We start from the raw sequence: 15,281 nt of genomic DNA, 5'->3' as shown, positions 1-15,281 counted from the left end.
GCCTCACTCTTTTCTACGAAGGGCAAGCCACTGCAGGAGCATGATGGTTTTGCCGTCGACGATGTCGCCGCTTTCGATCATCGCGAAGGCATCAGCGACAGGAACCTCCAGAACTTCCAGATCCTCGTGTTCCGTTGCATGGCCACCGCCTGCGGATACCTTCATGTCGGGGGTCACGGCTGCGTGGAAGAAGTGAACCTTTTCCGCGAAAGCGCCCGGCGACATGTATGCCGAAAAGAGCTCGCGGATTTCACCCACCTGATACCCGGTTTCCTCCAGAATCTCGCGGCGGATCGCCTCGGCGGGATCCTCGCCGGCTTCAAGCCCACCAGCGGGCACCTCCAGGAGGAACGGCCGATCGCCTTTCAGATAAGCGGGCACACGAAACTGGCGGACCAGTACGACAAAGTCGCGGCCCTCGTCATACAGCAGGACGCAGGCCGCCTCGCCCCGATCAAGGACTTCCCAAGTCAGTCGGCTCGTCTCACCCTCGTCGCTTGTGTAATCGAAAGTGAGACGACGGAGATGGCTCCAGCCTTTCCAGAGCGTCTCGTCCGAAACGACGGCGATCTTCGTACGATCGAATTTGGTCATGAACCGAGGCGCTCCAGCCAGACGCGGTTGTCGTGGAAAGCCGCACCACCGTGCGGAGCCACGGCGTCGCCGCCGGTCAAAACGTTTATCCCCTCGCCATCAAGATGTGCCGAGTTCGGCCAAAGCCCCTCGGCCACCAAGACACCTGGCTTGACGGCGTCGGTGACTTTGGCATGAATTCGAAGGTCGCCTCTCAGGTTTCCGATCCGGACGATGTCGCCGGTTCCGATGCCGAGCCGGGCGGCATCCTCAGCGCTGATCATCACCTCCGGCCTGCCTTCCTTCTGACGCGATGTCGGGGTCTCGGCGAAGGTCGAATTCAGGAAATTGCGGGCCGGCGACGTGGCCAGCCGGAACGGATGGGTACTATCCGGCAACTCTATGGTCTCGATGTAATCCGGAAACACGGGAAGCTCTGCGACGGGTCCCTGAACCCCCATCGAGGCCGGGGGCTTGTTTGGCGCACGGCCATTCTCCCAGTCCGGCTTGAAGCGGAAGCGGCCTCCGGCGTGTCCGAAGCCGTCGAGATAATGCGCTTCCCGGAACGGCGGCTGGCAGTCGATCCAGCGGTCGACCAGAAGTTCGTCGTATCCCGGCAACCCGTTCGGCTTCAGCATCAGGTCGATGTGTTCACGCTCCGTGAGACCGAAACCCGGACGGTCGGCGACACCGAGACGCTTTGCCAGTTCCTCGATGACGAAGAGGTTCGTCCGGACGGTTGATGGGGGCTCGACGAGTTTCGGGCCGAGCAGTATGTGGCTGTGGCCGCCGCCGCGATAAAGATCGTCATGCTCGACGAACATGGTTGCCGGCAGAACGATGTCCGCCAGTAACGCGGTATCGGTCATGAATTGCTCATGCACGGCAACGAAGAGATCGTCCCGTAGAAAACCCTGCTTCACGAGCCTTTGCTCCGGAGCCACGTTGACTGGGTTCGTGTTCTGGATCAGCAAGGCGGTGACCGGACCGCGATGACGAAGTGCCTGCGCATCGCCGGTCAGCACACGGCCGATCTGCGACTGATCCAGCATGCGGATGTCCGGATCGGCATAGGCCGTCCCCAACAGTTCCGCCTTGTTCAGCCTGAAGATCTCGCCGTTGTTGTGGAAGGCGCCGCCGCCTTCGTACTGCCAGGACCCAAGCACGGTGGCGATCGACAATGCCGCGTGCATGGACACTGCGCCATTGCGGCTGCGCGTGAAGCCATAACCGAGCCGGAAAAAGGTCTTCTTCGTCGTCCCGACAAGGCGCGCGAACGCTTCGATCTCGTCCACCGACAGTCCCGTGATCGCAGCTGCCCACTCCGGGGTTCTGGACTTCAAGTGAAGTTCGAGACCGGCCGGATCGTCCGCGTATTTCTCCATGTAGGCCCGGTCGGCATAGCCGTCGCGAAAGGCGATGTGCATGACGGCACATGCAAGCGCCGCATCCGTGCCTGGGCGGACAATCAGACCCATATCGGCCTGCTTTATCGTCGGATTATCGTAGATATCGATGACGACGATCTTCGCACCGCGGTCCTTTCTCGCCTTGACCGCATGGGTCATCACGTTGACCTGGGTCGACACAGGATTGGTGCCCCAGATCACGACGCAGTCCGAAACGGCCATCTCGCGTGGATCGGGGCTTCTCAAGGCACCGGTGCCCATCACGTAGCCCGTCCAAGCCATATTAGTGCAGATCGAGCCGAAGAAACCGGAATAACGCCTGGCATGGCGAAGACGCTCGATCGAGTCACGCTGGACCTGCCCCATGGTGCCGGCGTAGAAATACGGCCAGACGGCCTCTGAGCCATGCATCTGTTCGGCCTTGACGAACGCGTCGGCGATCTCGTCGAGCGCCGCCTCCCAGGATATTTCCTGCCAGTCGCCGGCGCCTTTGGCGCCTTTCCGCCGTTTCGGAACCAACAACCGGTCGGTATGATAGAGGCGCTCGGCATAGCGGGCGACCTTGGCGCAGATCACGCCGGCGGTGTAGGTATTGTCGGCGCTGCCCCTCACCCTGCCCATACGGTCGTCCGCCCCGATATCGACATCGAGGGCGCAGGCCGATGGACAGTCGTGCGGACAGACCGTATGACCGATGGAAGCGGAACGTGGGGGTGTGGCGATGTTCATGCCTTTTCTATAGGACATGCGCCGCACGCCCAAAAGGCCCATCGAGACAAATCATCCATCGGCAGGAACGGTCATGAACTACCGCCACATCTACCACGCGGGCAATTTCGCCGATGTCCTCAAGCACGCCGTTCTGGCCCGGCTAATCGCTTATCTGCAGCAGAAGGACAAAGCCTTTCGGGTCCTCGACACCCATGCGGGTATCGGGCTTTACGATCTTTCGTCCGAGGAGGCGCAGAAGACCGGCGAATGGATCGACGGCATCGGACGCCTGATGAAGGCTGACCTGTCGGAAAGGGCCAGCGCGCTGCTCGCTCCCTATCTGAATGCCGTCCGGGGCTTGAATGCCGATGGCGAGATCAGTCGGTATCCCGGCTCGCCCAAACTCGCACGCATGCTCTTGCGGTCGCAGGATCGACTGTCTGCCATGGAGCTCCATCCACAGGATTACCGCACTCTCTCCCGCTTGTTCGAGGGCGACTTCCAGGTGCGCGTCACAGAGCTTGACGGCTGGCTGGCGCTCGGTGCTCATCTGCCGCCGAAGGAGAAGCGTGGGATCGTTCTCGTCGATCCGCCGTTCGAGGCCGAGAACGAATACGAGCGATTGGTGGACGGTCTTGCGAAGGCGTACCGACGGTTTCCGACGGGCGTCTACTGCCTGTGGTATCCGATCAAGAAAGGTGCACCGATCGCGCCGTTCCACGAGGCTCTAAAGGCGCTTGAGATTCCGAAGATGCTCTGTGCAGAACTCTCGATCAAGAGCGACCGCGACACCGCCGGTCTTTCGGGCTCCGGTCTGATCGTCGTCAACCCACCCTTCACCCTGAAGGACGAACTGCATCTGCTCCTGCCCGAACTGAAGGCCGTGCTGGCGCAAGATCGCTACGCCTCGCAACGCTGTTTCTGGCTGCGCGGGGAATGACGTTCTAATTCTTCGAAACGTCGTCCGACTGCGTCTTTTTCTTCAGCCGGAATTGCGAGTGCTCGAAAAAGCCTATGACTCCGAGCGCCATTGCAAACGGTATGATCAGGTAAAACAGACGGAACACCAAGAGTGCAGCGATCACGTCGGCGGGATCCATATCCGGCAGGCCCATGATGAAAATCAGCTCGAGAACGCCGAGCCCTCCGGGCACATGGCTGATCAACGCCGCCGAGAAGGACACGAGGAAAATCCCCAAAACGATGACGAAACCGGGATTCCCAACCTCCGGCAAAGCAAAATAGATGATTCCGGCGGCGCCTATCAATTCCAGTGGCCCGATCAGGAGTTGGGACAGTATGATGCGCGGCGCCGGATATGCCATCCTGACAGGACCGAGCGTCAACGTCCTGACCTTCAGAAAGCTGCCGACGAAGTAGATGGCGACGAGCGTCAGCAGCCCGTAACCTGTCGCCGCAGTGGCCCGCAATGGAAGGGCGTCGCCGAAACGCTCCATGATCGACGGATCGACGATCAGCACCACGCCGGCAAGGAGGATGGTTCCGAGCGCAAACGTGAAGGAACAGAAGGCAATCAGAATGCCTATTTCAGCGCCGTTCAACCCCTTCGACGAATAGGCCCTGTAGCGGACGACGCCACCTGAAAGAACCGATGCCCCCACGTTATGGGAGAGCGCGTACGTGGTGAAGGAGCAGACGGTTATGAAAAGCCAGTTCACATGCCTGTCCAGATGGGCCAGGGCTATCCGGTCATATCCGGCAAGGGCCATATAGGATATCACCGCGGACACCCCACACAGGAACCAGCCTCCCGGCGTGATGGCCCCGAGGCTGTCGCCCAGTTCCTCGACCGATAATCCCCGCAATTCCTTGTAGAGAAGCCAACCTGAAACCGCTATGGTCGCCGTCGCCACGGCGGGCCAAAGGTATTTTTTGAATCCCATGCGTCTTGCCGTTCTTGTCTCCCCGCGACCTTGACTTCCTCGGGGGGCCGCGTTCGAAGCATCACCTTAGAGGTCCTGCCCTTGAGCGATCAACCTTTGCGGCGCCTAATTGCGACACTTGCGACATTTTTCGTCCTCCTGTTTCCGGTGAGGGCTGATCAACACCGAGAGGACCTGTTCGATTTCTTCGTGCTCTCGCTGTCATGGTCGCCGACGTACTGCCTGTCGGAGGAAGGACAGAACAACCGGCAGCAATGCGGGCTGACCAAGCGGCACGGTTTCGTGGTTCATGGCCTGTGGCCACAGTACGAGCACGGCTATCCGGAATTCTGCACCAGCCCTCATCCCGGTCGCGTGCCTGAAAGCCTCGGACGTCGCTTTTTCGACATCATGCCCAGCATGGGGCTGATCGGCCATCAATGGCGCAAGCACGGAACCTGCTCGGGGCTCAGCCAAGAACAATATCTGGAAACGACGCGTCGGGCTTTCGAAGCCTTACATCTGCCCGAGAATCTTCTAGGGCAAGGCAGCCACGGCGACGAAATCGGTGCTACAGAGATCGAGGATCTGTTTGTCGCCGCAAATCCCGGGCTTTTGCGCGGAGGCATAGCCGTGGCCTGTGATGGTCAGCGGGTCAAGGAAGTCCGGATATGCCTGACCAGCGACCTGCGGTTCCGCGAATGCCACCAGGTCGACACTGCGGGATGCAAGGCAAGCAGCCTCACGCTCCCGCCCATTCGCTAGCTCGCTCGAAAAACCCGCAGGGTATAACTTATGAAACTGCTCTATTCGCCCAGTTCCCCCTATTCCGCCAAGGTCGTGATGGCGGCATCCTATCTCGGCATTCCGCTAGACCTCATTCAGGTGGCAACAGCCGACGAGCCCTCACTGCTCACGGACGCAAATCCGCTCGGGAAAATTCCAACACTTATTCCCGACGCAGGAGAAGCGATCTTCGACAGCCGCGCGATCATGCATTTTCTCGATCGGGACTCCGGCCGGAAACTCTACCCGCGCAAAGACAGCAAACGGACCGAGGCCGAGGTTCTGGAGGCGTTGTGCGACGGCATCATGGATAGCCTCGTCGCCATCGTCTACGAACGGCGGTTTCGGCCTGAGGACAAGGTCCATCAGCCGGCGATCGATAAACAATGGCGAAAGGTGACGCGCGGACTGGACTGGCTCGACGCGAACCTGCCAAAGACAGGCAAGACTCTACACGGCGGCCACTTCTCGATGGCTGCGATGATCGGGTATCTTCTCCTGCGTTTTCCCGGACAATGGGAGGACGGACGGGTGGCGCTTGCCGCATGGACCGGTAAATTCTCGAAGCGGTTCCCTGCGTTTCATGACCTAAAGCCGCGCGCCTGAACGAAAAAAGCCGGGCACAGTGGCCCGGCTTCCTTGTCGCTGTCTTGTTCGGATCAGAACTTCATACCGATACCGACCTTGACGCTATGGTCGTCGAAACCGCGCGAGTAGGTCGTTCCGCCGAGGTCAAAGTCCTTCGACTGATAGTCGGTGTAGCGATATTCAACGCGTGCGGTGATGTTGTCGGTCACCAAGGCTTCGACACCAGCACCTACAGTATAGCCGAGCGCCGTCTTGTCGTCAGAGTTCGTGCCATCCGAAAGCTCGTGATTGCCGACCGCCAGACCACCGGTACCGTAGATCAGGAAGGGGTTCATGTCGTAACCGATACGACCGCGAATAGAGCCGTTTACTCCGTTTTCGCCGGTGAGACCTGCTCCGGCGTCACCGTCTGCGCCGTTATAAGACACGTCAGCTTCCGCACCGTACACGATCGGGCCACTTTGCCAGTTGTAACCGCCATAGACGGTGCCACCAATGCCGTCGATGTCGCGGTCACCGCCGCCCATGCGACCCCAGTCGTAGGTGACACCGCCACCGATATAGGCGCCGGTCCAGCCCTGCGGCGGAGCCGTGTAGGTTTCAGTCGCAGCCGGAGCTTCGGGGATCTGCTCGACGGCATCAGCTGCCTGAGCCGAGGTAAAGGCCATCACGCCAGCCGCGGAGGCCATGAGGGTCAGCATGAATTTACGCATTATAATTCTCCTTTTCAGTCCGGGTGTGCCGCTGAGCGGCTTGGCTACCAGAACGCTTGTGGTCCCTGCCCGTTCCACCGGAAGATGGATTTCAAATGCGGATTCGAAAGAGCCAAAATGTGAAATGTTTGCGGCGGCCAGATGGTGAAAATTCGATGTTGCTATAATGCGACAGGGAAAGGGTTAACCCTAACAAAATGATAATTCTCTTCAACGTCTTAACGCCACAGAGTTCATGTCGTCTGCGAACATGAATCTGGCCATGATTTGGCAGCAGAGCGCCAATCCGCCCCTTCTTTATGTCAACCGAAGAGCTATATCCCCCGCTACAAGGGCTGGCGGTTGGGGAACACGATCTTGGACACGAAAAACATCAATGCGCTGATCACCGGCGCGGGGAAACGACTAGGTCGCGCCATTGCGGATGACCTCGCGCGTCAGGGATATGGGGTTGCGATCCATGCGAACGGCTCGCTGGAGGAGGCCGAGCAACATGCCGCGATGCTGCGACGGGATGGATACCGGGCCGTCGCCGTTTCGGCCGACTTGCGGCAATCGCCGGACGTCGATACCCTTGTTGAGCGGGCTGCAGCGCTGCTGGGCCCGATCCAGGTTTTGGTCAACAATGCATCCGTTTTTGCCGAGGATGGCGCAGATCAATTCGACGCCGAGACCTATTCGCGCCATTTCGATCTGCACGTCCGGGCTCCGATGATCCTAGGGGCGGCGCTGGCGCGGCAGTTGCCGGGTGATACGCCAGGCTTGATCGTGAACATCATCGATCAAAGAGTGTGGGCGCTGACACCACGCTTCTTCAGCTACACGCTCTCCAAGTCAACGCTGTGGACGATGACGCGTACGATGGCGCAAGCCTTCGCCCCCCGAATTCGCGTGAATGCGATTGGACCAGGCCCTTCGGTGCGGAGCGAACGGCAGGCCGAGGCAGACTTCCAGGCCCAGATCGACAGCCTGCCACTCGGACGTGGGCCGTCTCTTGATGAGTTCGGCCGGACGGTCCGCTTTCTTTTTGACACGCCGTCGATCACGGGCCAAATGATTGCACTGGATGGGGGACAACATCTGATTTGGCGCCTTCCCGGCGAAGCGGAGATCAATGAATGACGAGCGGCAAGCTCACCGATGGCGGCGTACTTTACGACGAGACGGAGGAAGAAGATGACGACGTCGTCTCCGAACCCTCCCTCCCCGTTGCCGTCCCGGCCATCGACTGGAGCGAAGGCGGCGCCGATACGCAGGGTTTGAAGGGTGCCGAGCTGATCGCGGAATTCGTGAAGAAGCTTCCGAACGCCCCCGGCGTGTACCGCATGCTGAACGCGGATGGCGACGTGCTGTATGTCGGCAAGGCCCGCAGCCTGAAGAAGAGGGTCGGCAATTACGCCCAGGGCCGTGTGCATTCGAACCGTCTCGGACGCATGGTGCGAGAGACGACCCACATGGAGTTCGTCACCACGCGAACCGAGGTCGAGGCGCTGCTGCTTGAAGCCAACCTCATCAAGCGCCTCCGCCCGCGCTTCAACGTGCTGCTGCGCGACGACAAGAGCTTTCCGTACATCCTCATCACCGGCGACAGCCGGGCGCCGGCCATCTATAAGCATCGTGGTGCCCGTGCACGCAAGGGCGACTATTTCGGCCCCTTCGCCTCGGCGAGCGCCGTTGGCCGCACCATCAACTCGCTTCAGCGCGCCTTTCTGCTGCGGACCTGCACCGACAGTGTGTTTGAAACCCGTACCCGACCCTGCCTGCTCTACCAGATCAAGCGCTGTTCCGGTCCCTGCACGCACGAGATCAGCGATGCGGCGTATGATGAACTGGTGGACGAGGCGAAGGACTTCCTTTCCGGCAAGAGCCAGGCGGTGAAGGCGACAATCGCGGGCCAGATGAACGAGGCGGCGGAAGACCTCGATTTCGAGCGCGCCGCGGTCTACCGCGACAGGCTCGCGGCGCTCAGCCACGTTCAGAGCCACCAGGGCATCAATCTGTCGAGCACCGAAGAGGCCGACGTGTTCGCCGTACACCACGAAGGTGGCCTTACGTGTATCCAGGTGTTCTTCTTCCGCACCGGACAGAACTGGGGCAATCGTGCCTACTTCCCGAAAGCCGATCCGCAAATGACGGGCGCGGAAGTGCTGAATGCCTTTCTTGCGCAATTCTACGACGACAAGCCGTGTCCGCGACAGATCCTGCTGTCCGAGACAATCGATGAGCAGGACCTGCTGGCGACAGCGCTGTCGGAAAAGGCCGGGCACAAGGTGCAGATCCTCGTACCGCAGCGGGGCGAGAAGAAGGACGTCGTCGATCACGTGGTCTCGAATGCCCGGGAGGCGCATGGGCGCAAACTTGCCGAGACTTCATCGCAGGCAAGGCTGCTTGCCGGTTTTGCCGAAACGTTCAAGCTCGCCTATGTGCCGCGCCGGATCGAGATATACGACAACTCCCACATCATGGGCACGAATGCCGTGGGCGGCATGGTCGTCGCTGGCCCGGAAGGCTTCGTGAAGAACCAGTATCGCAAGTTCAACATCCGCTCCACCGACATCACACCCGGTGACGACTTCGGCATGATGCGTGAGGTGATGACGCGCCGCTTCAGCCGCCTTCTGAAGGAAGAAGGTAAGCCGGACCGCTCCAACGCGCCGCCGGACGACGCCGATGCCGGTTTTCCGGCCTGGCCCGATGTTATCCTGATCGATGGCGGTCAGGGTCAGATGACGGCTGTTCGCGGAATCCTCGACGAACTGGGCATTCGCGACTGCGTCACGGCGATCGGCGTCGCAAAAGGCGTGGATCGCGAAGCGGGGCGCGAGCGCTTTTTCGTCGATGGCCAGCCTGACTTCACGCTGCCGCCGCGCGATCCGGTCCTCTATTTCATTCAGCGCATGCGCGACGAGGCGCACCGTTTCGCGATCGGCTCCCATCGGGCGCGGCGCAAGAAGGAAATGGTCAAGAACCCGCTCGACGAGATCGCCGGGATCGGCCCGACGCGCAAGCGTGCGCTGCTGCAGCATTTCGGAACGGCGAAAGCCGTGTCACGGGCAGCCGTCAGCGATCTGATGGCCGTCGAAGGGATTTCAGAAGCCGTCGCGCGGCTTGTTTACAATCATTTTCACGAAAACGGCGCCGAATGACGTGTCTTCGGGCGCCGCGACCGGAAAATTGTCTATTTGATTCCGTCACCGTGGGTGTTGACGGCGGCCGGTGAAAACCGTCATCTACCCGCAACCTCACCAAGACAGGTCATCATGGCTTCCCGCGCATACAACATTCCAAATCTCCTGACCTACGGCCGTATTGTTGCGGTGCCGCTGATCGTGCTGTGCTTTTTCCTCGAGGGACGGCTGCAGAGCTCCGATTTCGCACGCTGGACGGCGCTGTCCCTGTTTGTGATTGCGTCCATCACCGACTTCTTCGATGGCTATCTGGCGCGGATCTGGAATCAGACCTCCAATATCGGTCGCATGCTGGATCCGATCGCTGACAAGCTGCTGGTGGCGTCCGTGCTGCTGCTTATGGCAGCCGACGGCACGATCGCCGGCTGGTCGCTCTGGGCCGCAATCACCATTCTCTGCCGTGAAATCCTCGTGTCGGGGCTTCGAGAATACCTCGCCGCGCTGAAGGTCAGCGTGCCAGTAACGCGGATTGCCAAATGGAAGACTACCGTGCAGATGGTCGCCATCGCCTTCCTGCTTGCCGGCCCGGCAGGGGACAAGGTGCTTCCCTACACCACCGAACTGGGCATCGTGCTGCTTTGGATTGCCGCAATCCTGACCTTCTATACCGGCTACGACTACTTCAAGGCCGGCGCCAAGCACATTGTCGAGGAGGGCTAATGGTCAAGCTCGTCTATTTCGCCTGGGTGCGCGAACGGATCGGGAAGGGTGAGGAAGAGCTCGACCTGCCGGAGGACGTGAAGACCGCCGGCGACCTGATCGAACATCTCCGCGGTCTTGGCGAGGACTACGAAAATGCCCTGCGTGTTCCAACTGCCATCCGCGTCGCCGTGAACCAGGAGCATGTGCAGCACGACGAATTGATCACCGGTGCCCGCGAAATCGCGCTATTTCCGCCGATGACGGGCGGTTGAAGCAATGAACATCGCTCCCGTCATCCGCGTTCAGCGGGAGGATTTCGACCTGAACGCGGAAGTGCGCCACTTGAGCGGCGGCCGCAAGGACATTGGTGCTGTGGTGACTTTTACCGGCCTTTGCCGGGATGACGGCGGTCGGCTGGCAGCGCTGGAACTCGAACATTATCCGGGCATGGCGGAAGCTGAGATGCAGCGCATCGGCGCGGAAGCCATTTCGCGCTTCGGCCTGCGTGGGCTGGTGGCAGTCCACCGCTTCGGCAAGATCGCGCCAGGCGAGAACATCGTACTCGTTGCCGCCTCCGCTCCTCACCGCCAGGCGGCATTCGATGGTGCGAGCTTCATGATGGACTTCCTGAAGACATCCGCTCCCTTCTGGAAGAAGGAACACGGCACGGACGGCTCGGCGGGTGACTGGGTTGCCGCAAGGGATGCGGACGACCGCGCCAGGGACAAGTGGACCTGACACCGCCTACGGTACGACGCGCTCACGGCGACTGATTACCAACACCATCACAAGGGCGCCGACGACAATTAAGTCCCGCCAGACGATTGGGGCGTAGCCGCTCCACATGGTCTCGGCCACCCCGATCGCCGCAGCACCAAGCGCGGAACGAAGCGGGACGCCATAGCCACCGGCGGCGGCGATCAGCACGACCTTCAGGCCGAACATCAGCCCTGCCCCGAAATCCATCGTTCCGTAGTAGGACGTGGCAAGGATGCCGCAGATGGCCGCGATCGCTGTCGCCGCCAGGTAGGACAGGATAAATACCCGCCCAGCATCGACGCCGCACAGCGCGGCAGCCGCCGGATCGTCCGAAACGCCGCGCCAGATCCGACCGGCGGAAGTTCTCGACAAGATCGCATGCCCACTGGCAACGATTGTCGCCATCAGCGTGGCGTTCACGAGTTGGATAAGCGTGAGACTGACGTCGAAACCCGCCGAGCGCCAGAAGATCAAGCGCTGGTCAAGAAATCGCGGCAGCCATAGTCCCCGACTGTCAAGCGCAAGCCGCCCGGTTTCTGAAATGACGACGAGAACGGCCAGCGACGCTGCGATCACGGCATTCGGAGAGCGCCGGTGGAGAGGCAGCATGACGCTTTTTCCGACCCAATACCCGGCGGCGAGCGTGTAGCCAAGGGATACGAGGCCGCCCATAACCAGCGCCGCAGGTAGCACCAGGATGAAAGCGTTCCAGCCCATGGCAGTGAAAAGCAGATAGATCTGGCCGGCAAAGGCAAAAAGCCCTCCGAACACGATATCGGCGCGACGGGTCATGCCGAAGGCGACGGAGTATCCGAAGGCGAGCGCCGCGTAGAGCGCGGCGATCGGTATCGCGTTGACGAGTTGCTGGAGAAAATAGGCCATCGGTCGCTCCTGCTGCTTTTATAACTAGCAAAAAAGCTTTTACCAGTTATAATTTCCGTATGACCTTTTCCTGGACCCCTCACCGCTTTTCTGGCGGAGCCCTGGCTCTGGATGTGGCCAACAGCGTCATCCTGCGCTTCGATCCGTCTCGCAGCGTCGACCGCTTTGCAATCGCGTCGCAGATGGATGATTTCGCCGACGCGGCAAACGCCTTCTGTGCTGAGAAGGCGTTGTTTGGTGAGTTGCAGCCTGTGCGAGAGGAGAGCCGCCCGGCGCTTATCGCCCTGAGAGAAGCGATCGACGACTATTTCCGCAGCAGGACATTGGGTCTGGACGATAGGATCAGACTGGCGCGGCTGTTGGAACGAGCAGCCACCTGCCTTCGCAGCGCCTCCGAAGAGTCGGATCTCGCGGTTTCCACCGCCCGCTCGGCGCTGAAACTACTCGCCGAGCCAGAACCCGGGCGAATGAAAATCTGCGGTAATTGCGGCTGGCTGTTTCTCGACCGGAGCAAGAACCGCAGTCGGACCTGGTGCGACATGTCCGTCTGCGGCAACCGAACCAAAGCTAACAGACACTATCGACGGAAAAAGGAGACGACGTCATGATGACGTTCACGCGAGCCGCGACCACAGTCTTGCTGGTCGCCACCATGGCGCTTTCGACAACCGGATGTCAGCGCGAGGACGAAGGTCCACTGGCGGTGTCCGGCCGCATCTTCATCTTCAACTACCGCGTCGCGGAGGCAACCTATGTCCTGACCCTTGCCCGCAAGGGCGAGTTGCCGGACGAAAGCGTCATCGAAACCAGCTTCGAGAATCCAGCAGGCGGTCCGCCGCTCGTCACACACACCCGGATTTCCCCGACCTGGGAGAAGATCGCGCTCGAAAGCCCGGCCGTCCACTGCATCGTCCGGGATCGTCCCTATGCCGTGTCGATCCGGATCAGCGATGGAAACGGAAAGCCGATCCAGACAATCGAAACCAGCGTCACCTCGAGCCTGGACCAGACGATCCTGCCGGCCAAGCCGCTTGTTGTCGGACCGGTCTACACGCCGAACCCCGAGGTTTATCCCGGCGACGGGACGGCCGACTATTCACCGGCCCGCGACTGCCCCGCCGTCGATACCAGCACGTGACGTTTACGGGTTCAAGTTCCACAGCTGACCGGAATAATTGCCGCACGGCGCCATCAGCAGGAACCGGTCCATCATGCCGCCATTGACCACGTCGAGGCAGTAGCTTTCGCCGAGAAACTGCGTCGTAAATCGCATCTTGTCGTCAGCGCCGGAAATCCGCCAGAGCTGGCCCGAATAATTGGCGCACGGCTGCATTCTGACGATGTAAGCGGGATCACCGCCATTCGTAACATCGAGGCACATGCCGTTGCCGGTCGCCTCGTTGCGGAGACGCACCCAATCCCCCTCTGGCTCTGATGTCACGATCCAGTTCTGACCCCGGTCGCCATTGCGTGGCACCATCTGCGCCATCCCTTGAAAGGGTCCGTCGGTCCAAACCTGCATGCCCGAACCGGTGCCGGTGAACTGCGTCGCGAGCCTTATCGACTCGGCGGCAGCGACGACGGGAACGAGCATGGTCGATATCGCCAAAGAGACGCCAAGTAAGCGGGTACAAAAAGTCATGTTGCCTCCGGGATCGCGTTGCAAGGCCCAAGGCTTTAGCAGAAACCGCCGCGAAATCCCGACCAAAGTTTGCATGAATGCCGCTCCTGACGGAACGGGAGGGCACAACAAAAAACCGGCGCCTTTCGGCACCGGTTTCGAATTCATCATCAATCGCCGGAAAGACCGCGAGGATCCGTTCAGCCGACGATCTCGGTGTCGGCGAACCAGTACTTGATTTCCTGGGCAGCGGTTTCCGGGGCGTCCGAACCGTGAACCGAGTTTTCGCCGATCGACAGGGCGAACATCTTGCGGATGGTGCCTTCATCGGCGTTGGCCGGGTTCGTGGCGCCCATGATCTCGCGGTTCTTCAGGATGGCGTTTTCGCCTTCGAGAACCTGAACGACGGTCGGGCCCGAGGTCATGCCTTCAACCAGTTCGCCGAAGAAGGGGCGTTCCTTGTGAACGGCGTAGAAGCCTTCGGCTTCGCGCTTGCTCATCCATACGCGCTTGGAAGCGACGACACGCAGGCCGTTGTCTTCGAAGACCTTGGTGATGGCGCCGGTCAGGTTGCGCTTGGTGGCATCGGGCTTGATCATCGAGAAGGTGCGTTCAATCGCCATCAGTCTCATCCTTTTGTCTGTCAGGGAAAGTGGGCGGTATCTACCCGCCCCGAATCACGAAGACAAGAGGGATCGGCGAAATTCACGCAGGCGTCACAATGGAAGGCACAGGCGCGATCAGGCAACCTTGCGCGCCGCGCCCTCGTAGAGATCCAGCAGCCGCTCGAACCAGGACTGGACCGGGTCGTCTCCAGGCAGATGAACCGACCCTGTCGTGATCCTGAGCCACTGCAGCGCGCCGAAGACGATGTAGTCGGCGAAGAGGGGCAAAGCGCCGCCGATGAACGGCTGATGGCCGAGCATTACGCGAAGCGGCTGCAGTTTTGCGGGGAAGGCTTCGATCTCAGCCTGCCTGCCCGGCACAAATTCGCTGATGTCGCGTCCCAGCCGCTGGCGGCGGCTTTCGCGGAAATAGGACTGGTCCACGTCGTCCAGCATGTCGTGGATGTCCATGACGGCGATCTTGGTGATCGCAGGATGGACGACAGACTGGGAGAAACTCTCCACGAACCGCGCGGCAGCGCGGCCCGCCTCCCCTCCGAACAAGGTCGGGCGATCCGCATAGGTCTGATCGAGATAGTCTGCGATCGCGAAGCTGTCCGCAACCAGTCGGTCCCCGTCGCGCAGAAGGGGCACGATCTTCGTCGCACCGCCTTCGATCGTGGGTATGGCGGTGAAGGCCAGGGGCTCCTCGACGTAATCGAGTCCCTTGTGCCGCAGCGCCATGACCACCTTCCAGCAGTGCGGTGAAAACGGGCGCCCGCGATCGGCGCCACATAGCGAGTAGAGGGTGATGGACATCGGGACTCCTTGGGTCAAACAGCGTCCATTATCGCCGCCGATCGCGGGCAGATCAAATCAGCTTAATTCATGAGACTCATCACGACGACTTCCGCTAAATCT

General features: G+C 60.6%; 18 protein-coding genes. 10 read left to right on the top strand and 8 right to left on the bottom strand.

Annotated features, from left to right (window positions below; translation table 11 throughout):
* Positions 1 to 3 precede the first annotated feature (3 nt).
* Entirely contained in the window at positions 4 to 594 is a 591-nt protein-coding gene (locus J5J09_RS08160; protein ID WP_208549157.1) for an NUDIX domain-containing protein, read from the bottom strand.
* Entirely contained in the window at positions 591 to 2,729 is a 2,139-nt protein-coding gene (locus tag J5J09_RS08155) for a molybdopterin oxidoreductase family protein (protein WP_246745807.1), read from the bottom strand. The genes J5J09_RS08160 and J5J09_RS08155 overlap by 4 nt, the downstream gene beginning before the upstream one ends.
* A gap of 55 nt (positions 2,730 to 2,784) precedes the next feature.
* On the opposite strand from J5J09_RS08155, the gene J5J09_RS08150 reads away from it, so the two are divergent.
* Entirely contained in the window at positions 2,785 to 3,633 is an 849-nt protein-coding gene (locus tag J5J09_RS08150; RefSeq protein WP_208549156.1) for a 23S rRNA (adenine(2030)-N(6))-methyltransferase RlmJ, read from the top strand.
* A gap of 4 nt (positions 3,634 to 3,637) precedes the next feature.
* Here J5J09_RS08150 and J5J09_RS08145 read toward each other — a convergent pair whose 3' ends face one another.
* Entirely contained in the window at positions 3,638 to 4,597 is a 960-nt protein-coding gene (locus J5J09_RS08145; RefSeq protein WP_208549155.1) for a lysylphosphatidylglycerol synthase domain-containing protein, read from the bottom strand.
* A gap of 81 nt (positions 4,598 to 4,678) precedes the next feature.
* On the opposite strand from J5J09_RS08145, the gene J5J09_RS08140 reads away from it, so the two are divergent.
* Together J5J09_RS08140 and J5J09_RS08135 are read left to right on the top strand one after the other, a co-directional pair.
* Positions 4,679 to 5,341: a ribonuclease gene (locus J5J09_RS08140; RefSeq protein ID WP_246745806.1), complete on the top strand. Its 663-nt coding sequence runs from the start codon at positions 4,679 to 4,681 to the stop codon at positions 5,339 to 5,341.
* Between the two features lie 30 nt (positions 5,342 to 5,371).
* Positions 5,372 to 5,968: a glutathione S-transferase gene (locus J5J09_RS08135; protein ID WP_208549153.1), complete on the top strand. Its 597-nt coding sequence runs from the start codon at positions 5,372 to 5,374 to the stop codon at positions 5,966 to 5,968.
* 53 nt (positions 5,969 to 6,021) lie between these two features.
* Here J5J09_RS08135 and J5J09_RS08130 read toward each other — a convergent pair whose 3' ends face one another.
* On the bottom strand, positions 6,022 to 6,663 hold the full coding sequence (locus J5J09_RS08130; RefSeq protein ID WP_208549152.1) for an outer membrane protein: 642 nt from the start codon (positions 6,661 to 6,663) through the stop codon (positions 6,022 to 6,024).
* 357 nt (positions 6,664 to 7,020) lie between these two features.
* Here J5J09_RS08130 and J5J09_RS08125 point away from each other — a divergent pair, with 357 nt between their 5' ends.
* From J5J09_RS08125 to J5J09_RS08105, 5 genes are all read left to right on the top strand, one after another.
* Positions 7,021 to 7,785, top strand: coding sequence for an SDR family oxidoreductase (locus J5J09_RS08125; RefSeq protein WP_208553357.1), 765 nt, complete (start codon positions 7,021 to 7,023; stop codon positions 7,783 to 7,785).
* Complete coding sequence (gene uvrC / locus J5J09_RS08120; protein WP_208549151.1) at positions 7,782 to 9,809, top strand: excinuclease ABC subunit UvrC; 2,028 nt, start codon at positions 7,782 to 7,784, stop codon at positions 9,807 to 9,809. Before J5J09_RS08125 ends, uvrC begins: the two co-directional genes overlap by 4 nt.
* Positions 9,810 to 9,923: 114 nt before the next feature.
* Positions 9,924 to 10,511, top strand: a complete 588-nt coding sequence (gene pgsA / locus J5J09_RS08115; protein WP_208549150.1) for a CDP-diacylglycerol--glycerol-3-phosphate 3-phosphatidyltransferase — start codon at positions 9,924 to 9,926, stop codon at positions 10,509 to 10,511.
* Positions 10,511 to 10,765 carry a molybdopterin converting factor subunit 1 gene (moaD, locus tag J5J09_RS08110; protein ID WP_208549149.1) on the top strand — a complete coding sequence of 85 codons (255 nt, stop codon included), beginning with the start codon at positions 10,511 to 10,513 and terminating at the stop codon, positions 10,763 to 10,765. Before pgsA ends, moaD begins: the two co-directional genes overlap by 1 nt.
* Positions 10,766 to 10,769: 4 nt before the next feature.
* Positions 10,770 to 11,231 (top strand): molybdenum cofactor biosynthesis protein MoaE, encoded by a 462-nt coding sequence (locus J5J09_RS08105; RefSeq protein WP_208549148.1) that lies wholly within the window; start codon positions 10,770 to 10,772, stop codon positions 11,229 to 11,231.
* Positions 11,232 to 11,237: 6 nt separating this feature from the next.
* On the opposite strand, the gene J5J09_RS08100 is transcribed toward J5J09_RS08105, so the two are convergent.
* Positions 11,238 to 12,134: a branched-chain amino acid ABC transporter permease gene (locus J5J09_RS08100; RefSeq protein ID WP_208549147.1), complete on the bottom strand. Its 897-nt coding sequence runs from the start codon at positions 12,132 to 12,134 to the stop codon at positions 11,238 to 11,240.
* A gap of 59 nt (positions 12,135 to 12,193) precedes the next feature.
* Here J5J09_RS08100 and J5J09_RS08095 point away from each other — a divergent pair, with 59 nt between their 5' ends.
* Complete coding sequence (locus J5J09_RS08095; RefSeq protein ID WP_208549146.1) at positions 12,194 to 12,742, top strand: CGNR zinc finger domain-containing protein; 549 nt, start codon at positions 12,194 to 12,196, stop codon at positions 12,740 to 12,742.
* Positions 12,742 to 13,272, top strand: coding sequence for a hypothetical protein (locus tag J5J09_RS08090; RefSeq protein WP_208553353.1), 531 nt, complete (start codon positions 12,742 to 12,744; stop codon positions 13,270 to 13,272). The genes J5J09_RS08095 and J5J09_RS08090 overlap by 1 nt, the downstream gene beginning before the upstream one ends.
* Before the next feature lie 3 nt (positions 13,273 to 13,275).
* Here J5J09_RS08090 and J5J09_RS08085 read toward each other — a convergent pair whose 3' ends face one another.
* The 3 genes from J5J09_RS08085 to J5J09_RS08075 all read right to left on the bottom strand — a co-directional run bounded on the left by J5J09_RS08085 (position 13,276) and on the right by J5J09_RS08075 (position 15,179).
* On the bottom strand, positions 13,276 to 13,776 hold the full coding sequence (locus J5J09_RS08085) for an RICIN domain-containing protein (protein ID WP_208549145.1): 501 nt from the start codon (positions 13,774 to 13,776) through the stop codon (positions 13,276 to 13,278).
* Positions 13,777 to 13,955: 179 nt separating this feature from the next.
* On the bottom strand, positions 13,956 to 14,378 hold the full coding sequence (gene ndk, locus J5J09_RS08080; RefSeq protein WP_113459297.1) for a nucleoside-diphosphate kinase: 423 nt from the start codon (positions 14,376 to 14,378) through the stop codon (positions 13,956 to 13,958).
* 117 nt (positions 14,379 to 14,495) lie between these two features.
* Positions 14,496 to 15,179, bottom strand: coding sequence for a glutathione S-transferase family protein (locus J5J09_RS08075; protein WP_208549144.1), 684 nt, complete (start codon positions 15,177 to 15,179; stop codon positions 14,496 to 14,498).
* Positions 15,180 to 15,281: the final 102 nt, after the last annotated feature.

It is taken from the genome of Ciceribacter sp. L1K22 (assembly GCF_017599385.1).
Classification (GTDB): domain Bacteria; phylum Pseudomonadota; class Alphaproteobacteria; order Rhizobiales; family Rhizobiaceae; genus Allorhizobium.
Note: the sequence above shows the minus strand (reverse complement) of the source record. Positions and strands in the feature narration are given on the sequence as shown.

Bases quoted from the DNA above. Each gene is read 5' to 3' on its own strand.
- J5J09_RS08160 (WP_208549157.1), bottom strand. From the start codon at position 594: ATGACCAAATTCGATCGTACGAAGATCGCCGTCGTTTCGGACGAGACG.
- J5J09_RS08155 (WP_246745807.1), bottom strand. From the start codon at position 2,729: ATGTCCTATAGAAAAGGCATGAACATCGCCACACCCCCACGTTCCGCT.
- J5J09_RS08150 (WP_208549156.1), top strand. From the start codon at position 2,785: ATGAACTACCGCCACATCTACCACGCGGGCAATTTCGCCGATGTCCTC.
- J5J09_RS08145 (WP_208549155.1), bottom strand. From the start codon at position 4,597: ATGGGATTCAAAAAATACCTTTGGCCCGCCGTGGCGACGGCGACCATA.
- J5J09_RS08135 (WP_208549153.1), top strand. From the start codon at position 5,372: ATGAAACTGCTCTATTCGCCCAGTTCCCCCTATTCCGCCAAGGTCGTG.
- J5J09_RS08130 (WP_208549152.1), bottom strand. From the start codon at position 6,663: ATGCGTAAATTCATGCTGACCCTCATGGCCTCCGCGGCTGGCGTGATG.
- uvrC (WP_208549151.1), top strand. From the start codon at position 7,782: ATGACGAGCGGCAAGCTCACCGATGGCGGCGTACTTTACGACGAGACG.
- pgsA (WP_208549150.1), top strand. From the start codon at position 9,924: ATGGCTTCCCGCGCATACAACATTCCAAATCTCCTGACCTACGGCCGT.
- moaD (WP_208549149.1), top strand. From the start codon at position 10,511: ATGGTCAAGCTCGTCTATTTCGCCTGGGTGCGCGAACGGATCGGGAAG.
- J5J09_RS08105 (WP_208549148.1), top strand. From the start codon at position 10,770: ATGAACATCGCTCCCGTCATCCGCGTTCAGCGGGAGGATTTCGACCTG.
- J5J09_RS08100 (WP_208549147.1), bottom strand. From the start codon at position 12,134: ATGGCCTATTTTCTCCAGCAACTCGTCAACGCGATACCGATCGCCGCG.
- J5J09_RS08095 (WP_208549146.1), top strand. From the start codon at position 12,194: ATGACCTTTTCCTGGACCCCTCACCGCTTTTCTGGCGGAGCCCTGGCT.
- J5J09_RS08090 (WP_208553353.1), top strand. From the start codon at position 12,742: ATGACGTTCACGCGAGCCGCGACCACAGTCTTGCTGGTCGCCACCATG.
- J5J09_RS08085 (WP_208549145.1), bottom strand. From the start codon at position 13,776: ATGACTTTTTGTACCCGCTTACTTGGCGTCTCTTTGGCGATATCGACC.
- ndk (WP_113459297.1), bottom strand. From the start codon at position 14,378: ATGGCGATTGAACGCACCTTCTCGATGATCAAGCCCGATGCCACCAAG.
- J5J09_RS08075 (WP_208549144.1), bottom strand. From the start codon at position 15,179: ATGTCCATCACCCTCTACTCGCTATGTGGCGCCGATCGCGGGCGCCCG.